Below are 16,142 nucleotides of genomic sequence, written 5' to 3'. Positions count from 1 at the left end.
CGGGTCGGGCGCCGCGGCCCGCCGCGCGGCCCTTACAGTGACGACATGAGAGCCCTGTGTGTCCATGCCGGCCCGCGCGCGCTGAAGGCGCTGCGCGAGCACGGCCTGCAGCCGCGCCACGTGCGCGCGATCCCTGCCGCGGCGGGGGGTCCGAAGGGCCTGGCACTCAATCCGCTCGACCAGTACCTGTTCGGCGAATGGCTCGCGGCGGCGACGCAGACGATCCACCTGCTCGGCGCCTCGATCGGCGCCTGGCGCATGGCCGCGGCCTGCCTCGACGACCCGGCAACCGCGCTCGCCCAGATGGCGCACGACTACATCCACCAGGACTACGAGCACGCGCCCGGCAAGCTGCCGACGCCGCGCCACGTGTCCGAGGTGTTCGGCGCCAACCTGGCCGCGCGCTTCGGCCACCGCGTCCCCGAGTTGCTGGGCAACCGGCGCCTGCGTCTGCATGTGTTCACCAGCCGCGGCCGGCACCTGATTCGGCGGCACGGTCGGGCCCTGTCGTCGGTGAGCACGCCGCTGAGTTACGCGAGCGCCTTCGCCGCCAACGCGTTCAGCCGCCGCGCGATGGGCGGCTGGTGGGAACGGGTCATCTTCTCCGACCCGCGCGACCCGTTGCCGATCCAGCTGCAGGACTACCGCACGCACACCGCGCGGCTGTCGGCCGAGAACCTCGCGCCCAGCATCCTCGCGAGCTGCTCGATCCCGTACTGGCTGGATCCGGTGCACAACATCCCGGGCGCGCCGCCGGGGGCGTACCAGGATGGCGGGATCACGGACTACCACCTGCACCTGAACTACGCGTCGATGGCCGATGCGTCGCCCGACGAACCGGCGCTGGTGCTGTACCCGCATTTCCAGCAGAGCGTGATTCCCGGCTGGCTGGACAAGTTCCTGAAGCACCGGCACCGCGCGACCGCGCAGCTGTCGAACGTGATCGTGCTGTCGCCGAACCCGGCGTGGATCGCGACGCTGCCGAACGGCAAGCTGCCCGACCGCGCCGACTTCAAGCTGTTCGGCGAGGACACCGCCGGCCGCGTCAGGGCGTGGACACGCGCGGTCGCCGAGAGCGCGCGGCTGCGCGACGAGTTCGCCGACTGGGCGCGGGGCGGCCCGGGTCTTGCTGCGCAACCGCTGGCCTGAAGGGAGCGATCGATGAACCTGCCAAAACACGAACTGACGATGACCGTGCTGATGACGCCCGACATGGCGAATTTCAGCGGCAACGTGCACGGCGGCACCGTGCTGAAGCTGCTCGACCAGGTGGCCTACGCCTGCGCCAGCCGCTACGCAGGCCGTTACGTTGTGACACTGTCGGTCGACCAGGTGATGTTCCGCGAGCCGATCCACGTCGGTGAGCTGGTGACCTTCCTCGCCAGCGTCAACGCGACCGGCAACACCTCGATGGAGATCGGCATCAAGGTCGTCACCGAGAACATCGTCAGCCAGACGGTGCGGCACGCGAACAGCTGCTTCTTCACGATGGTGGCGATGGGCGAGGACCGCAAGCCGGTGGCGGTGCCGCCGCTGGCCCTGCTGACCGCCGATCAGCGCCGCCGCGACGCGGCCGCGCGCACGCGACGCGAGCTGCGCCAGGAGTTCGCGCAGCGGATGAAGGCCGCCGCCGCGCCCGGCTGAGCCGGCGCGCACCGAAATCTTCCTTTGCATTGCATCCAGTCCGGGAGGGCTGGCGTAAGGGGCTGCAGACGCGACGGGCCGAGTGCCATGCGCGTCGAGACAAGTCGACCGCAGCCGGGCACACGCCCGGCGGGCCGTGCCCAACACTTCAATCAAAGGAAGACGACATGACTGCTCAACGAACGGGCCATCCCCGCCTGCTGCCGCTGCTCGCGGCCCTCGCCACCGCCTACGGCATGGCGTCGCTGCCGGCGCAAGCCTCGAGCCACCGCGAGGCGCCGTCGATCACCGCGATGCCGAAGGTCGATGCCACCGACTTCTACATGTTCAACAGCTACGAGCCGGGCCGCACCGGCTTCGTCACGCTGATCGCCAACTACCTGCCGCTGCAGGACGCGTACGGCGGCCCGAACTACTTCAAGCTCGACCCGAACGCGATGTACGAGATCCACGTCGACAACAACGGCGACGGCAAGGAAGACATCAGCTTCCAGTTCCAGTTCAAGAACACGCTGAAGGGCAAGACCCTGTCGGTGGGCGGCAAGGATGTCGCGATCCCGCTGACCCAGTTCGGGGGCGTGACCGACCCGAACGCCGCGACCCTGAACGTCAACGAGAGCTTCACCGTCAACGTGGTGCGCGGCGACCGCCGCGGCGGCACCAAGAGCGCAGTCACCAACGTGACCGGCGGCAGCGCGACGTTCGACAAGCCGTCGGACAACATCGGCACCAAGACGATCCCGAACTACGCCGCCTATGCGGCCAAGCACATCTACAGCGTCAACATCCCGGGCTGCGCGACGCCGGGCAAGGTCTTCGTCGGCCAGCGCAAGGACCCGTTCGCCGTGAACCTGGGCGCGATCTTCGACCTGGTGAACGTGCCGAGCGCGGCCTTCCTGCTCGACAACAACAACCGCGACGCGGGCGAGGACTCGCTGAAGTACAAGAACGTCACGTCGCTCGCGGTCGAGGTGCCGACCAGCTGCCTGACGGCCGGCTCCGATCCGGTGATCGGCGCGTGGACGACGGCCAGCGTGCGCCAGGGCCACCTGATGAACGGTGCGCCGAAGAGCGGCTACGGCACCGCGCAGGTCGGCGGCGGCGCGTGGACGCAGGTCTCGCGCCTGGGCATGCCGCTGGTCAACGAAGTGGTGATCGGCCTGCCGGACAAGGACAAGTTCAACGCCTCGAAGCCGAAGGACGACGCCCAGTTCGCGAACTACGTGACCAACCCGACGCTGCCCGCGCTGCTCGAGATCGCGCTGGCGACGCCGAACATCGCGCCGACCAACTTCCCGCGTACCGACCTGGTCACGACCTTCCTGACCGGCATCAAGGGCGTGAACCAGCCCGCGACGGTGACGGCGTCGGAGATGCTGCGCCTGAACACCGCGATCGCCCCGACCGCCTACGCCAACCAGAACCGCCTCGGCCTGCTCGGCGGGCTGCTCGGCCCGGCGCCGCAGGACCTGGCCGGCTACCCGAACGGGCGCCGTCCGAACGACGACGTGGTCGACATCTCGCTGATCGCGGTGATGGGCGGGCTGTGCGTGGCCAACGGCGACTCGGACGCGTTCAAGCTCGGCGCGACCTGCAAGCCCTCGGCCGTGCCGCTCGGCGCCGCTGCGTACGGCCTGCACGACGGGGTCGACCAGGCCGGCGCGAAGGTCAAGGCCGCGGGTCCGCTGCTGCCGACCTTCCCGTACATCGGCACGCCGGTGCCGGGCGCGCAGTGATGCCACGCAAGGAGCACGACATGAACAAGTCATGGATGATCCTGGCGCTGGTCGCCGGCGCGGCCCTCGCGGGCTGCGGTGGTGGTGACGACACCCCGCCGGTGACCGAGGCCGTGCCGGCCAGCGCGAGCGAGTCGAGCGCCGGCTTCATGAGCTACGTGAAGGCGCTGGTCGCGTCGTCGGCGGACGAGCTCGAGCCGGTCGACGTCAGCAATGTCACGCCGCCGGCCGACGACACCGGTGAGCCAGTCGCCGTCGAGTGACGTAGGCGAGGAGGGCGGCGCGCATCGCGTGCCGCCCTCCCTTATTCTTGGCCCGATGCCAATCCTCCGAATCCTGTTGTGCGCCGCGCTGCTCGGTGCGCTCATGCACGACGCCACCGCCGCGCCGATCACGCCCAGCCGTGACGACGAGGTGATCGAGGTCCTGCCCGCGTTGCCGGGCGGCCGAGCCGAGGCCCGGCGCGTGCGACAGCAACTGGCGCAGCGGCCGAACGACCCGGCCCTCGCGCTGGCCGCGGCGAAGGCCTATCTGGACCAGGCCCACGAACAGGGCGACCCGCGCTTCGCCGGCATGGCGATGGCCGCGATCGATGGCTGGCGCGACGCCGCATCGACGCCGGACGACGTGCTGATGATGCGAGCGACCCTGCAGCAATACCTGCATGACTTCGACGCGTCCGTCGGCACGCTGACGACACTGATCGCCCGCGGCGGTGCGCCGCGCCCGCAGGCCTGGCTCACGCTCGCGACGGTGCGCCGGGTGCAGGGGCGGTATGCCGAATCCGATGCCGCGTGCGCCGAAGTGCTGCGTGCCGGTGCGGCCGTGCACGGCAACGCCTGCATCGCCGAGAACGCGGCCTTGCGGGGCGACCAGACGCGTGCGCGCGCGATGTTCGCGGCGCTGCTGGCCGACGCGCGCCAACCCGCCACGACCCGAGCCTGGCTGACCACGAGCCTGGCGGAACTGGAGCAGCGCGCGGGCCGCCCGGCGGCAGCCGAGGCCGCGTTCCGCGCCGCCCTGGCGCTCGATGCCGATCCGTACACGACGCTGGACTACGCCGACTTCCTGATCGAACAGAAGCGTCCGGCGCAGGCGCTCGCGCTGCTGAAAGGGCAGGCCCGCAGCGACGCCGTGCTGCTGCGGCTCGCGATCGCCGGGACCCAGGCGCGGGCGCCCGGCGCCGCCGCCGATGCCGCGGAGATGCGCGAGCGCATCGCCCTGGCCAACGAGCGCCCCGACGCCAAGGTGTTCCACGGCCGCGAGCAGGCGATGTTCGCGCTGCAGGTCGACGGCGACGCCGCGCGCGCCCTCGAACTCGCGCGAGGCAACGTGGCGCAGCAGCGCGAGCCGCTCGACCTGGTCGTGCTGGCGCAGGCCGCGCGCGCCAGCGGCCGATCCGAGGCGATCGATGCGGCGCAGAAGCTCGCCGCCGACATCGGCCTGGTCGACGCGCGCATCAAGGCGCTGCGATGAGCGCGCTGTTGCGCCTGCTGCTGGTCTGCGCGGCACTGCTCGGGCTCGCGCTGCCGGCGCAGGCGCACAAGTCGAGCGATTCGTACCTGCAGATCGACGCAGGCCCGGCGGCGACCAAGGTGCGCTGGGACATCGCGCTGCGCGACCTGGACGTGGCGCTCGTGCTCGATGCCGACGACGACGGCCGGCTGACCTGGGGCGAAGTCAAGACCGCGTGGCCGCGCATCGAGGCCTACGCGCTGCCGCGCCTGACGCTGGCCGGCTGCGCGCTGCGGCCGACCGGCCAGGCGCTGGAGCGGCGCAACGATGGCGCCTACGCGGTGCTGCTGCTGAGCGCCGACTGCGTGCTGACGGCGCAACCGGCCATCGGCTATACGCTGTTCCGCGAGGTCGATCCGACGCATCGCGGCATCGCCCGCATCCAGATGGCCGGGCAGCCGCTCGCGCTGGCGCTGCTCGACCCGTCGCGCGGCGTCACGCTGCAGGCGGGCACCGCGACGACCGCGGCGGCCGATCAGCCCGCATCGGCCGCGAACGCGGGCCCATGGGGCTTCCTGCGCGAAGGCGTGCACCACATCCTGACCGGCTACGACCACGTGCTGTTCCTGCTGTGCCTGCTGCTGCCGTCGGTGATGCGTCGCAGCCCGCAGGGCTGGCAGCCGGTCGGCAAGCTGTCGGAGGCGATCTGGCCGGTGGTCGGCATCGTCTCGGCATTCACGGTCGCGCACTCGATCACGCTGGGGCTGGCGGCGCTGAAGATCGTCTCGCTGCCATCGGCGATCATCGAGCCGGCGATCGCGGTGACGATCATCCTCGCGGCACTGGACAACGTCTGGCCGATCTTCCCGGTGCGGCGCGTCGTCGTGACCTTCCTGTTCGGCCTGATCCATGGCTTCGGCTTCGCCGGCGTGCTGGCCGAGCTGAACCTGCCGACGGCGGATTTCGCGTGGGCGCTGCTGCAGTTCAACGTGGGCCTCGAACTCGGGCAGCTGATGATCGTCGTCGGCGTCACCGCGCTGCTGTTCGCGTTGCGCCAGTGGCCGCGCTACCGGCCGCTGGTGATCCGCGGCGGCTCGTTCGCCGCGCTGGTGATCGGGCTGCTGTGGCTGATCGAGCGCACGGCGAATGTGTCGATCCTGCCGATGTAGAATCGCGCACTCAACACACAAGGACGAGAAAGGCAATGATGGTTATGACACCGCGAACTACCACCTTCTCCACGAAGGTCTAGTCGGCCGCGCGTCTCGACCTGCATTTCCATTCCCTTTCTCGACAAGGCGCGGCTCAGTCCGCGCCTTTTGCTTTTCTGGAGTTTCAAGATGATCGCCATCCAATTGCCCGACGGCTCGAAGCGTGAGTACCCCGGCCCGGTGACGGTGGCCGAAGTGGCCGCGTCGATCGGCACCGGCCTGGCCAAGGCGGCGCTCGCCGGCCGCGTCGGGCAGGGGGCCGACGCGAAGGTCGTCGACACGAGCTATTTGATCGAGCACGACTCGCCGCTCGCGATCGTCACCGAGAAGGACCCGGCCGGCCTGGACGTGATCCGGCACTCGACGGCGCACCTGCTGGCCTACGCGGTCAAGGAGCTGTTCCCGGACGCGCAGGTCACGATCGGCCCGGTGATCGAGAACGGCTTCTTCTACGACTTCTCGTACAAGCGCCCGTTCACGCCGGAAGACCTGGTCGCGATCGAAGCCAAGATGACCGAGCTCGCGCGCAAGGATGAAAAGGTCGAGCGCCGCGTGCTGCCGCGCGACGAGGCGGTGGCGTACTTCAAGGGAATCGGCGAGCACTACAAGGCCGAGATCATCTCGAGCATCCCGGCCGGCGAAGACGTCTCGCTGTACCGCGAAGGCGCGTTCGAGGACCTGTGCCGCGGCCCGCACGTGCCGAGCACCGGCAAGCTGAAGCACTTCAAGCTGATGAAGGTGGCCGGCGCCTACTGGCGCGGCGACCACCGCAACGAGATGCTGCAGCGCATCTACGGCACCGCGTGGGCCACGAAGGACGAGCTGCAGCAGCATCTGCACATGCTCGAGGAGGCCGAGAAGCGCGACCACCGCAAGCTCGGCCGCGAGCTCGACCTGTTCCACATCGACGAGTTCGCACCGGGCCTGGTGTTCTGGCACCCGAAGGGCTGGGCGCTGTGGCAGCAGGTCGAGCAGTACATGCGTCAGGTCTACAAGGACTGCGGCTATCAGGAGGTCAAGGGCCCGCAGATCCTCGACAAGGGGCTGTGGGAGAAGACCGGCCACTGGGAGAACTACCGCGACAACATGTTCACGACCGAGTCGGAGAAACGCGAGTACGCGCTGAAGCCGATGAACTGCCCGGGCCACGTGCTGATCTTCAAGTCGCAGATGCGCAGCTACCGCGAGCTGCCGATCCGCTACGGCGAGTTCGGCCAGTGCCACCGCAACGAGCCCAGCGGCTCGATGCACGGGATCATGCGGGTGCGCGGCTTCACGCAGGACGACGGCCACATCTTCTGCACCGAGGACCACATCCTCGAGGAGTGCGTGGCCTACACGGCGCAGCTGCAGGCGGTCTACAAGGACTTCGGCTTCGGCGAGATCATCTACAAGGTCGCCACACGGCCCGAGCACCGGGTCGGCTCGGACGAACTCTGGGACAAGGCCGAGCACGCGGTGATGGAATCGCTGCGCCGTTCGGGCGTCGAGTTCATCGTCGCGCCGGGCGACGGGGCGTTCTACGGCCCGAAGATCGAGTACACGCTGAAGGACGCGCTCGGCCGGCAATGGCAATGCGGCACGATGCAGGTCGACTTCAACACCGCCGAGCGCCTGGGCGGCGAGTACGTGACCGAGTCCAGCGGCCGCGCCCACCCGGTGATGTTGCACCGGGCGATCGTCGGCAGCTTCGAGCGCTTCATCGGGATGCTGATCGAACACCACGCCGGCGCGCTGCCGGCCTGGCTGGCGCCGGTGCAGGTGAGCGTGCTCAACATCACCGACCACCAGTCCGACTACGCCCGCGAAGTGGTCAAAACGCTGCAAAAACAAGGACTTAGGGTGGTGTCCGATTTGCGCAACGAGAAAATAACCTATAAAATCCGCGAGCATTCCTTGCAAAAGGTTCCGTACATCCTCGTCGTGGGTGACAAGGAGAAGGCAAACGGAGCCGTTGCGGTGCGCGCCCGGGGCAACCAGGACCTCGGTGTGATGCCACTGGCCGACTTCGCACAGAAGATCGCCGCTGACATCGCCCAGAAGACTTGAAGGCGCCACTCCGGTGGCGTTGCAAGCCTGAAGACCGGCCGCACATGGGTATTTGTCGGGCTCCGCTGCCTTGGAGCCTATTGAAGGGTTTTGACCATCGCTACTTTTGCTGACCGCCGTACTCCGAACGCAGAGCGCAAGCACCGCCTCAACCGCGAGATCATGGCGCCCGAAGTCCGGCTGAACGGACCCGAGAACGAACCGCTGGGCATCGTGAGCATCACCGAGGCCTTGCGCCTGGCAGGTGAGGCGGACGTCGATCTGGTCGAGATCGTCGCCCAGGCCGATCCGCCGGTGTGCCGCCTGATGGACTACGGCAAGTTCAAGTACCAGGAGCAGAAGAAGGCGGCCGAGGCCAAGAGCAAGCAGAAGGTGGTCGAGGTCAAGGAAGTGAAGTTCCGGCCCGGCACCGACGAAGGCGACTACGCGATCAAGATGCGCAACCTGCGCCGCTTCATCGAGGAGGACGGCGACAAGGGCAAGGTCACGCTGCGCTACCGCGGGCGTGAGATTACCCACCAGGACATCGGCATGCGGCTGCTGGAGCGCATCCGCGACGAGCTGGCCGATGTGTCGGTGGTCGAGCACATGCCCAAGCTCGAAGGGCGCCAGATGATCATGGTGCTGGCGCCGAAGCGGAAGTAAGAGTTACCGAGATGCAGTGCGCTGGTCTGGTCGCCAGCGTGTTGTCAGAAGCCCCTCATGGCCTACAAGACGGCAAGAGCTTTGCCGGCGCCATGCAGGAGCAACCAAGAAGGAGCATCACATGCCCAAAATGAAGACCAAGAAAAGCGCCGCCAAGCGGTTTCGCGTTCGTCCAGGCGGCACCGTCAAGCGGGGCCAGGCGTTCAAGCGCCACATCCTGACCAAGAAGACCACGAAGAACAAGCGCCACCTCCGCGGCGCCGTCAACGTGCATGAGACCAACATGGGGCACATCAAGCAGATGATGCCCTTCGCTGGCCTCTAAACCGCTTCAAGGAAAGGACACAACATGCCTCGCGTCAAACGTGGTGTAACGGCTCGCGCCCGTCACAAGAAAGTTCTCGCACTCGCCAAGGGTTACCGCGGCCGCCGCAAGAATGTATTCCGCATTGCCAAGCAAGCAGTCATGCGTGCCGGGCAGTACGCATACCGTGACCGCCGGACCAAGAAGCGCGTCTTCCGTCACCTGTGGATCGCCCGGATCAATGCCGGCAGCCGCAGCCATGGCGTCACCTACAGCAAGTTCATGAACGGCCTGAAGAAGCTGTCGATCGAGATCGACCGCAAAGTCTTGTCGGACATGGCCATCCACGATCCGGCCGCTTTTGCCAGCATCGTCGAGAAGGTGAAGGCCCAGCTCGCTTAAGTCGCCACGGTGCAGTGCTCGCGCACTGCACCTCGCGGCCAGCCCGGCCGGCAGCGATGCCGACCGGGTGAGCTTCCAAAGGCCGACCTCGTGTGCGGCCTTTTTTGTTCCTGCCAGCAGCAACCCAGATGAACGACCTCAGCCCGTTGGTGCAAGAAGCGCGAGCCGATTTCGAGCAGGCGACCGCGCCCGCCGATCTCGAGAACGCCAAGGCCCGCTACCTCGGCAAGACCGGCCGCATCACCGAGCAGCTCAAGGCGCTCGGGGCCCTGTCGCCCGATGACAAGAAGGCCCGCGGCGCGTTGATCAATGCGGCCAAGCAGCAGATCGAGGCGGCGCTGAACGCGCGCCGTGACGCGCTGGCCGACGCCGAGTTGCAGACGCAGCTGAAGAGCGAAGCGCTCGACGTGACCCTGCCCGGCCGCAAGCGCGGCGCCGGCGGCGGGCTGCACCCGATCTCGCGCGCCCGCGAGCGCATCGAGGCGATCTTCGGCTCGATGGGCTTCGACGTGGCCGACGGCCCCGAGATCGAGACCGACTGGTACAGCTTCACCGCGCTGAACAACCCCGAGAACCATCCCGCGCGCTCGATGCAGGACACGTTCTACGTGGACATCAAGGACGCCCACGGCGCGTACCTGAACCTGCGCCCGCACACCTCGCCGATGCAGGTGCGTTACGCGCAGGCGCACGCAAGACGGTACGCCGGCCAGGCGACGATGCCCGACATCCGCGTGATCGTGCCCGGGCGCACCTACCGCGTCGACAGCGATGCCACCCACTCGCCGATGTTCCACCAGGTCGAGGGCCTGTGGATCGGCGAGAACGTCAGCTTCAAGGATCTGAAGGTGATGTACCTCGAGTTCATCCAGGCCTTCTTCGAGACCACCGAGCTGAAGCTGCGCTTCCGCCCGAGCTACTTCCCGTTCACCGAGCCGAGCGCGGAGATCGACATCATGTTCGAGCGCGGCCCGCTCGAGGGCCGCTGGCTCGAGGTCTCGGGTTCGGGCCAGGTGCACCCGAATGTCGTGCGCAACATGGGGCTCGATCCGGAGCGCTACGTCGGCTTCGCGTTCGGCTCCGGCATCGACCGGCTGGCGATGCTGCGCTACGGCATCAGCGACTTGCGCGCCTTCTTCGAAGGCGACCTGCGCTTCCTGGCGCAGTTCAACTGACACGTTCCTTCCGACACTGACGAGTCGACAACGACATGCAATTTCCCGAGTCCTGGCTGCGCGAGTTCTGCAACCCGCCGATCAGCAGCGCACAACTGGCCGACACGCTGACGATGGCCGGCATGGAGGTCGAGGAGGCACGCCCGGCCGCGCCGCCTTTCGCCGGCGTGGTCGTCGGCCAGGTGCTGTCGGTCGAGCGCCATCCGAATGCCGATCGGCTGAACGTCTGCCAGGTCGATGCCGGTACCGGCACGACGCTGAACATCGTCTGCGGTGCGCCGAACGTGCGCGCCGGCATCAAGGTGCCGTGCGCGCTGGTCGGCGCGGCGCTGCCGCCGGCAGAGGAGGGCGGTGCACCGTTCGCGATCAAGCTCGGGCAGCTGCGCGGTGTCGAGAGCCAGGGCATGCTGTGCTCGGCCCGCGAGCTGAAGCTGTCGGAGGATCACGGCGGCTTGCTGATCCTCTCGGACGACGCGGTCGTCGGCCAGGACATCCGCGAGCACCTGCGGCTCGACGACACGCTGCTGACGCTGAAGCTGACGCCCAACCTGGCCCATTGCCTCAGTGTCTACGGCGTCGCGCGCGAACTGTCCGCGCTGACCGGTGCGCCGCTCAAGACACCGAGCTTCCCCCCGGTGTTGCCGCGCTTCGACGACAAGCTCCCGGTGAAGGTCGAGGCGCCTGATCTGTGCGGCCGCTTCTCCGGCCGGATCGTCCGCAACGTGAACACGAAGGCGACAACGCCGGCGTGGATGGTCGATCGACTCGCGCGCTGTGGCCAGCGCTCGGTGACCGCGCTGGTCGACATCTCGAACTACGTGATGTTCGAGTACGGCCGGCCGTCGCACATCTTCGACCTCGACAAGATCCACGACAGGCTCGTCGTCCGCTGGGGCCGCGCCGGCGAGACGCTGAAGCTGCTGAACGGGTCGACCATCACGGTCGACGAGCAGGTCGGCGTGATTGCCGACGGGGCGGGGGAACGGCAGAGTGTCGAATCGCTCGCCGGCATCATGGGCGGCGACGCGACCGCGGTGTCGGACGACACGAAGAACGTCTATGTCGAGGCCGCGTTCTGGTGGCCCGAGGCGGTGATGGGCCGCTCGCGGCGCTTCAACTTCTCGACCGACGCCGGGCATCGCTTCGAGCGCGGCGTCGACCCGGCGCTGACCGTCGAACACATCGAGCGCATCACGCAGCTGATCCTCGACATCTGCGGCGGCGAGGCCGGCGCAATGGACGACCAGGTGCTGAACCTGCCGCAGGCGAAGCCGGTCACGCTGCGCGTTGCGCGCGCCGCCAAGATCATCGGCATGCCGGTGACGCAGGCGCAGTGCGAAGGCGTGATGCAGCGCCTGGGCTTCGCGTTCACGAGCGCACCGGGGACGATCACCGTCACGCCGCCGAGCTGGCGCTTCGACCTGAAGATCGAGGAGGACCTCATCGAGGAGGTCATCAAGGTCATCGGTTACGAGAGCCTGCCGGTCGCGCCGCCGCAGGCGTCGCTGGTGCCGCAGGTGCGCAGCGAGTCGCAGCGCGGGCTCGACGCGGTGCGCCACCGAATGGCGGCGCTCGACTACCAGGAGACGATCAACTTCAGCTTCGTGGACGCGCGCTGGGAGCATGAGCTCGCCGGCAACGCCGACCCGATCAAGCTGGTCAACCCGATGGCCGCGCACCTCGCGGTGATGCGCTCCAGCCTGCTGGGCAGCCTGATCGGCGTGCTGCGGCTGAACCTGTCGCGCAAGGCGACGCGGGTGCGTGTGTACGAAGCCGGACGCACGTTCAGGCGCGATGCGAGCGTCGTCGACGGGCCGGTCAGCGTGGCGGGCGTCGGCCAGACCCTGCGCATCGCCGGTCTCGCCTACGGCGGGGCCGACGCGCTGCAGTGGGGGACGAAGGACCGCAGCGTCGACTTCTTCGACCTGAAGGGCGACATCGAGGCGCTGCTGGCGCCGCGCATTGCGCGCTTCGTCGCGGCCGAGCACCCGGCGCTGCACCCGGGCCGCTGCGCCCGCATCGAACTCGATGACGTGGTGATCGGCCATGCCGGCGAGCTGCACCCGAAGTGGCGCCAGGCCTACGAGCTGCCGCACGCGCCGATGCTGTTCGAACTCGACGCCGCGGCGCTGACGGCGCGCCAGCTGCCCAGCCTGACGCCGGTGCAACGGCAGCAGTCGGTCTGGCGCGACCTGTCGCTGATTGCCGGCGAGCTCGTCACGCACGACGCGCTGATGCAGGCGATCGGGGCTGCCAAGAGCGCCCGCCTGATCCGCTCGACCCGCCTGTTCGACGTCTACAAGCCGACCACGCCCAGTGGCGAGATGAAGGCCGGCGAACGCAGCCTCAGCGTCCGCCTGGAATTGCTGGACGACGAGGTCACGTTGACCGACGAGCGCATCGACGCGGCGATCGCCGATGTCCTGTCCACGCTGACGCAACGCCTCGGCGTGCGGCTGCGCGCCTGAGGCCGCCGATGAACGCTGCAGATCCGCACGAGCGCATCGACATGATCAACGATCCCGGCGACGACGAGCCCCCGGTCAGCCGCGTCGCGCTGCCGACGCTCGAGACGCCGACGCTGACCAAGGCCGAGCTGGCCGAGTTGCTGTTCGAGCGACTCGGCCTGAACAAGCGCGAGTCGAAGGACATGGTCGAGGCCTTCTTCGACCTGATCCACGCGACGCTCGTGACCGGGGCGGACGTGAAGATGTCCGGCTTCGGCAACTTCAACATCCGGCGCAAGGCGCCTCGCCCGGGCCGTAATCCGCGCACCGGCGAAGCGATTCCGATCAAGGCGCGCAACGTGGTCACCTTCCACGCCAGCCACAAACTGAAGGGTGTCGTGCAAGGCGACATACCGCCCGAGGAGGAGTTCGAGTAGAGTCTTAGCTTTCTGCCCAAACCTCGTTGATTTTCATGGAGAAAGCGCTCCCAGCCATCCCCGCCAAGCGCTACTTCACGATCGGTGAGGTCAGCGACCTGTGCGGCGTGAAGCCGTATGTGCTGCGCTACTGGGAGCAGGAGTTCACCCAGCTCAAACCGATGAAGCGCCGCGGCAACCGGCGCTACTACCAGCACCATGAGGTGCTGCTGATCCGCCGCATTCGCGACCTGCTGTACGAGCAGGGCTTCACTATCAGCGGGGCGCGTAACCGGTTGACCGAAGGCCCTTCCGGCCGGGCGATCGCCGAGCCCGAACTGATCGACGACAGCAGCGTCGTCAGCGCCGATGCGATCGACCTCGAGGACGTCATCGAGGCGCTGCAGTCCGACGGCGACGCGGCGCCGCCCGACATTCCGCAGCCGGAGGTCTCGACCGTCGCGCTGTCACTGCCGCAGATGCGCCAGGAGTTGATCTCGATCCGCGGGCTGCTCGCGGTCTGACCTTATAATCATGGCTTCATCGGGGCGTAGCGCAGCCTGGTAGCGCACTTGCATGGGGTGCAAGGGGTCGCGAGTTCGAATCCCGCCGTCCCGACCAATGAAATCAATGGGTTAGCTCTCACAAGGGGCTAACCCATTTCTCTTTTCGGGCCCCAATTCGGGCCCTGGCAACAGAATTGGCAACAGAATTCCGGGCACTTGGCGAACGCTGAGACGGTGCGGGAAGTCCTCGCGAAGGATGCGAAAAGAAATGTCGCGCTGTTGTGTTCTTGCGTCGCACTCCCGATGGTGCGTTGGACTCCTCTGCGGCTCTGTCGAAGCTTTGTTGAGCGAGGGCGGATCGCTACAGGCTACGAACGCTTTGGGTCGCGTTCCGGTATAGCGCTCAAGCGAGCGCGCGCCCACGTTTTGCCTCGCAGAGTTGTGGTTGAGATTCGAAGGTCAGGGTCTGCACTGCAAACTCGACTCTCTTGGAACCCGAGGACAAGCACCGAGCTGGGGTTGCTGCGTCATCGCACCGACTTGGAACGACGATCTCGCGCGGGTAGGACGATCAAGCGCCTGTGACGCGGATCGGGTACGAAGCCATCACGGTTCGGCATGCGTACCTTTGGAAGAGTGTTCTGGTCGAGTACCAAGTCTTCCTCGACGATGCCGTTCAGGTAGAGGACGTACGCAGTGACCGCATAGACCTCTTGCGGTGTCAGCGAGCCTGGTCGCGGGTACGGCATGGCACGTCGCGTGTAGTCCCACAGCGTCGTCGCGTAGGGCCAGTAGCTGCCGACGGTCAACAGCGGGGTTCCGCCACTGAGGCTGCCGACGCCACCGGCGAGGCCAGGAAAGTCGTCGTTCCCCTGACCCTTCTCGCCATGGCACGCCGCGCAGTGCTGGCCGTAGACGAGCCGCCCCTCGCGCGCTGTTGCGCGTCCGGTGGGCAGACCCGAACCATCCGGAAAGACAGTGATGTCGGCGGCTGCGATTTCCGATGGGCTCGCCCGTCGGCCGGGAGCATCGAGCAGGTTGTTGGGATCGTTCGCCGCCGCACCGAACCCAGTGGCGAGTGCCAACGCGATCATTGCCAGCCGCGGCGCCGCGAGACTAGACATGGGTCACCACGCCGTCGCGGCTCACGTGCCACGCCTTGATGCCGTTGTAATGATTGAATCCATCAGGCCCCGATTGAAGTCCTCTGGCGGACACGATGCGTTCCCGCGTGGGCTGCGTGTCGCCACTTTCATCCGTGGCCCGCGACAGGATCCAGGCTTCCTTGCCGTCCCATCGCCACGGCAGCGTGAATCGGGTGAATGCCTTCGGCAACACCAAGTCACCCAGTGCCGCATGCTGCCACGTCGATCCGCCGTCGCAAGAAACCTCCACGCGCGAGACACGACCGCGGCCCGACCATGCCAGCCCCGAGATCTCGTGCAGGCCCGCGCGAGACAAGCGCATGCCACCGCTGGGCCGCGTGATCACCGACTTGACGTCCATTTCAAAGCTGAATTGCCACGCGCGTCCGTCCGGCATGAAGTCGGTGTAGCTCGCCGCTTCGTCTCTCGACATCGCGGGGCCCGTCGAGAGTTGAATTCGATGCAACCACTTGACGTTGACGTTGCCTTCCCAGCCGGGCACCAGCAGACGCAACGGGTACCCCTGTTCTGGTCGCAGCGCTTCGCCGTTCTGACCGTAGGCGACCAGAACATCGTCCATGGCCTTGTCCAGCGGAATGCTTCGCGAATGACGACCCGCGTCGGCGCCTTCGGCGATGAGCCAGTGCGCGGCGGGATCAACGCCCGCGGCGCGCAACAGGTCAGCGAGGCGCACGCCTGTCCACTCGCTGCAGCTCGCCAAACCATGGCTCTTCTGTGCCGTCTCGCCGGGATTGCCCGCGTGTTCTCGTCCGCTGTTGCCCGCGCACTCGACGAAATGGATTCGCGAGACCGACGGCAAACGACGCAGGTCTTCCATCGAGAAGACGAGAGGGTGCTTCACGAGGCCGTGCACGAGCAACTGGTGCTTCGAAGGGTCGATCGTCGGCACGCCGGAGTGATGCCGCTCGAAATGAAGCGAGGAGGGAGTGATGATGCCCACCGAATCTTGGAGTGGCGCGCGACTCGCTCCAGTCCCCGGCGTGGCC

Annotated in this window: 16 protein-coding genes and 1 tRNA gene; 15 read left to right on the top strand and 2 right to left on the bottom strand. The window is 67.4% G+C overall.

Going from position 1 to position 16,142, the window contains the following annotated elements:
- The first annotated feature begins 45 nt into the window (after positions 1–45).
- From ASC76_RS20040 to ASC76_RS19970, 15 genes are all read left to right on the top strand, one after another.
- Positions 46–1,149 (top strand): hypothetical protein, encoded by a 1,104-nt coding sequence (locus tag ASC76_RS20040; RefSeq protein WP_056470466.1) that lies wholly within the window; start codon positions 46–48, stop codon positions 1,147–1,149.
- A gap of 12 nt (positions 1,150–1,161) precedes the next feature.
- Positions 1,162–1,644 carry an acyl-CoA thioesterase gene (locus ASC76_RS20035; RefSeq protein ID WP_056470462.1) on the top strand — a complete coding sequence of 161 codons (483 nt, stop codon included), beginning with the start codon at positions 1,162–1,164 and terminating at the stop codon, positions 1,642–1,644.
- A 167-nt stretch (positions 1,645–1,811) separates the two neighbouring features.
- Positions 1,812–3,380, top strand: coding sequence for a DUF4331 domain-containing protein (locus tag ASC76_RS20030; protein ID WP_056470459.1), 1,569 nt, complete (start codon positions 1,812–1,814; stop codon positions 3,378–3,380).
- Positions 3,381–3,400: 20 nt separating this feature from the next.
- The gene (locus ASC76_RS20025; RefSeq protein WP_157615879.1) at positions 3,401–3,643 is read left to right on the top strand and encodes a hypothetical protein; all 243 of its coding nucleotides are present in this window, start codon (positions 3,401–3,403) and stop codon (positions 3,641–3,643) included.
- A gap of 55 nt (positions 3,644–3,698) precedes the next feature.
- Positions 3,699–4,856 (top strand): hypothetical protein, encoded by a 1,158-nt coding sequence (locus ASC76_RS20020; protein ID WP_157615877.1) that lies wholly within the window; start codon positions 3,699–3,701, stop codon positions 4,854–4,856.
- On the top strand, positions 4,853–6,004 hold the full coding sequence (locus ASC76_RS20015; RefSeq protein WP_056470452.1) for a HupE/UreJ family protein: 1,152 nt from the start codon (positions 4,853–4,855) through the stop codon (positions 6,002–6,004). The genes ASC76_RS20020 and ASC76_RS20015 overlap by 4 nt, the downstream gene beginning before the upstream one ends.
- 171 nt (positions 6,005–6,175) lie before the next feature.
- On the top strand, positions 6,176–8,095 hold the full coding sequence (gene thrS, locus ASC76_RS20010; RefSeq protein ID WP_056470449.1) for a threonine--tRNA ligase: 1,920 nt from the start codon (positions 6,176–6,178) through the stop codon (positions 8,093–8,095).
- A 90-nt stretch (positions 8,096–8,185) separates the two neighbouring features.
- Complete coding sequence (gene infC / locus ASC76_RS20005; protein ID WP_371262157.1) at positions 8,186–8,740, top strand: translation initiation factor IF-3; 555 nt, start codon at positions 8,186–8,188, stop codon at positions 8,738–8,740.
- A 121-nt stretch (positions 8,741–8,861) separates the two neighbouring features.
- Complete coding sequence (rpmI, locus tag ASC76_RS20000) at positions 8,862–9,065, top strand: 50S ribosomal protein L35 (protein ID WP_056470442.1); 204 nt, start codon at positions 8,862–8,864, stop codon at positions 9,063–9,065.
- 24 nt (positions 9,066–9,089) lie between these two features.
- Positions 9,090–9,446: a 50S ribosomal protein L20 gene (gene rplT / locus ASC76_RS19995; protein WP_056470439.1), complete on the top strand. Its 357-nt coding sequence runs from the start codon at positions 9,090–9,092 to the stop codon at positions 9,444–9,446.
- A gap of 128 nt (positions 9,447–9,574) precedes the next feature.
- The gene (gene pheS, locus ASC76_RS19990; protein WP_056470437.1) at positions 9,575–10,621 is read left to right on the top strand and encodes a phenylalanine--tRNA ligase subunit alpha; all 1,047 of its coding nucleotides are present in this window, start codon (positions 9,575–9,577) and stop codon (positions 10,619–10,621) included.
- Positions 10,622–10,656: 35 nt separating this feature from the next.
- Complete coding sequence (gene pheT, locus ASC76_RS19985) at positions 10,657–13,089, top strand: phenylalanine--tRNA ligase subunit beta (protein WP_056470434.1); 2,433 nt, start codon at positions 10,657–10,659, stop codon at positions 13,087–13,089.
- Positions 13,090–13,130: 41 nt separating this feature from the next.
- Positions 13,131–13,505 (top strand): integration host factor subunit alpha, encoded by a 375-nt coding sequence (locus tag ASC76_RS19980; protein WP_157615927.1) that lies wholly within the window; start codon positions 13,131–13,133, stop codon positions 13,503–13,505.
- Positions 13,506–13,540: 35 nt separating this feature from the next.
- Positions 13,541–14,008, top strand: coding sequence for a MerR family transcriptional regulator (locus tag ASC76_RS19975; RefSeq protein WP_056471202.1), 468 nt, complete (start codon positions 13,541–13,543; stop codon positions 14,006–14,008).
- 20 nt (positions 14,009–14,028) lie between these two features.
- A tRNA-Pro gene (locus tag ASC76_RS19970) sits at positions 14,029–14,105 on the top strand.
- Between the two features lie 412 nt (positions 14,106–14,517).
- On the opposite strand, the gene ASC76_RS24900 is transcribed toward ASC76_RS19970, so the two are convergent.
- The gene (locus tag ASC76_RS24900) at positions 14,518–15,114 is read right to left on the bottom strand and encodes a c-type cytochrome (RefSeq protein WP_082549310.1); all 597 of its coding nucleotides are present in this window, start codon (positions 15,112–15,114) and stop codon (positions 14,518–14,520) included.
- Positions 15,107–16,096, bottom strand: coding sequence for a sulfite dehydrogenase (gene soxC / locus ASC76_RS19965; protein WP_082549309.1), 990 nt, complete (start codon positions 16,094–16,096; stop codon positions 15,107–15,109). The genes ASC76_RS24900 and soxC overlap by 8 nt, the downstream gene beginning before the upstream one ends.
- Between the last annotated feature and the right edge of the window lie 46 nt (positions 16,097–16,142).

Origin of the sequence: Rhizobacter sp. Root404, from assembly GCF_001425865.1 — a bacterium.
GTDB lineage: Bacteria > Pseudomonadota > Gammaproteobacteria > Burkholderiales > Burkholderiaceae_C > LMDS01.
This window is presented reverse-complemented; position numbering and strand designations above follow the sequence as displayed.

Excerpts from the sequence above, each read along its gene's own strand:
- ASC76_RS20040 (WP_056470466.1), top strand. The coding sequence starts at position 46 with ATGAGAGCCCTGTGTGTCCATGCCGGCCCGCGCGCGCTGAAGGCGCTG.
- ASC76_RS20035 (WP_056470462.1), top strand. The coding sequence starts at position 1,162 with ATGAACCTGCCAAAACACGAACTGACGATGACCGTGCTGATGACGCCC.
- ASC76_RS20030 (WP_056470459.1), top strand. The coding sequence starts at position 1,812 with ATGACTGCTCAACGAACGGGCCATCCCCGCCTGCTGCCGCTGCTCGCG.
- ASC76_RS20025 (WP_157615879.1), top strand. The coding sequence starts at position 3,401 with ATGAACAAGTCATGGATGATCCTGGCGCTGGTCGCCGGCGCGGCCCTC.
- ASC76_RS20020 (WP_157615877.1), top strand. The coding sequence starts at position 3,699 with ATGCCAATCCTCCGAATCCTGTTGTGCGCCGCGCTGCTCGGTGCGCTC.
- ASC76_RS20015 (WP_056470452.1), top strand. The coding sequence starts at position 4,853 with ATGAGCGCGCTGTTGCGCCTGCTGCTGGTCTGCGCGGCACTGCTCGGG.
- thrS (WP_056470449.1), top strand. The coding sequence starts at position 6,176 with ATGATCGCCATCCAATTGCCCGACGGCTCGAAGCGTGAGTACCCCGGC.
- rpmI (WP_056470442.1), top strand. The coding sequence starts at position 8,862 with ATGCCCAAAATGAAGACCAAGAAAAGCGCCGCCAAGCGGTTTCGCGTT.
- rplT (WP_056470439.1), top strand. The coding sequence starts at position 9,090 with ATGCCTCGCGTCAAACGTGGTGTAACGGCTCGCGCCCGTCACAAGAAA.
- pheS (WP_056470437.1), top strand. The coding sequence starts at position 9,575 with ATGAACGACCTCAGCCCGTTGGTGCAAGAAGCGCGAGCCGATTTCGAG.
- pheT (WP_056470434.1), top strand. The coding sequence starts at position 10,657 with ATGCAATTTCCCGAGTCCTGGCTGCGCGAGTTCTGCAACCCGCCGATC.
- ASC76_RS19980 (WP_157615927.1), top strand. The coding sequence starts at position 13,131 with ATGATCAACGATCCCGGCGACGACGAGCCCCCGGTCAGCCGCGTCGCG.
- ASC76_RS19975 (WP_056471202.1), top strand. The coding sequence starts at position 13,541 with ATGGAGAAAGCGCTCCCAGCCATCCCCGCCAAGCGCTACTTCACGATC.
- ASC76_RS24900 (WP_082549310.1), bottom strand. The coding sequence starts at position 15,114 with ATGTCTAGTCTCGCGGCGCCGCGGCTGGCAATGATCGCGTTGGCACTC.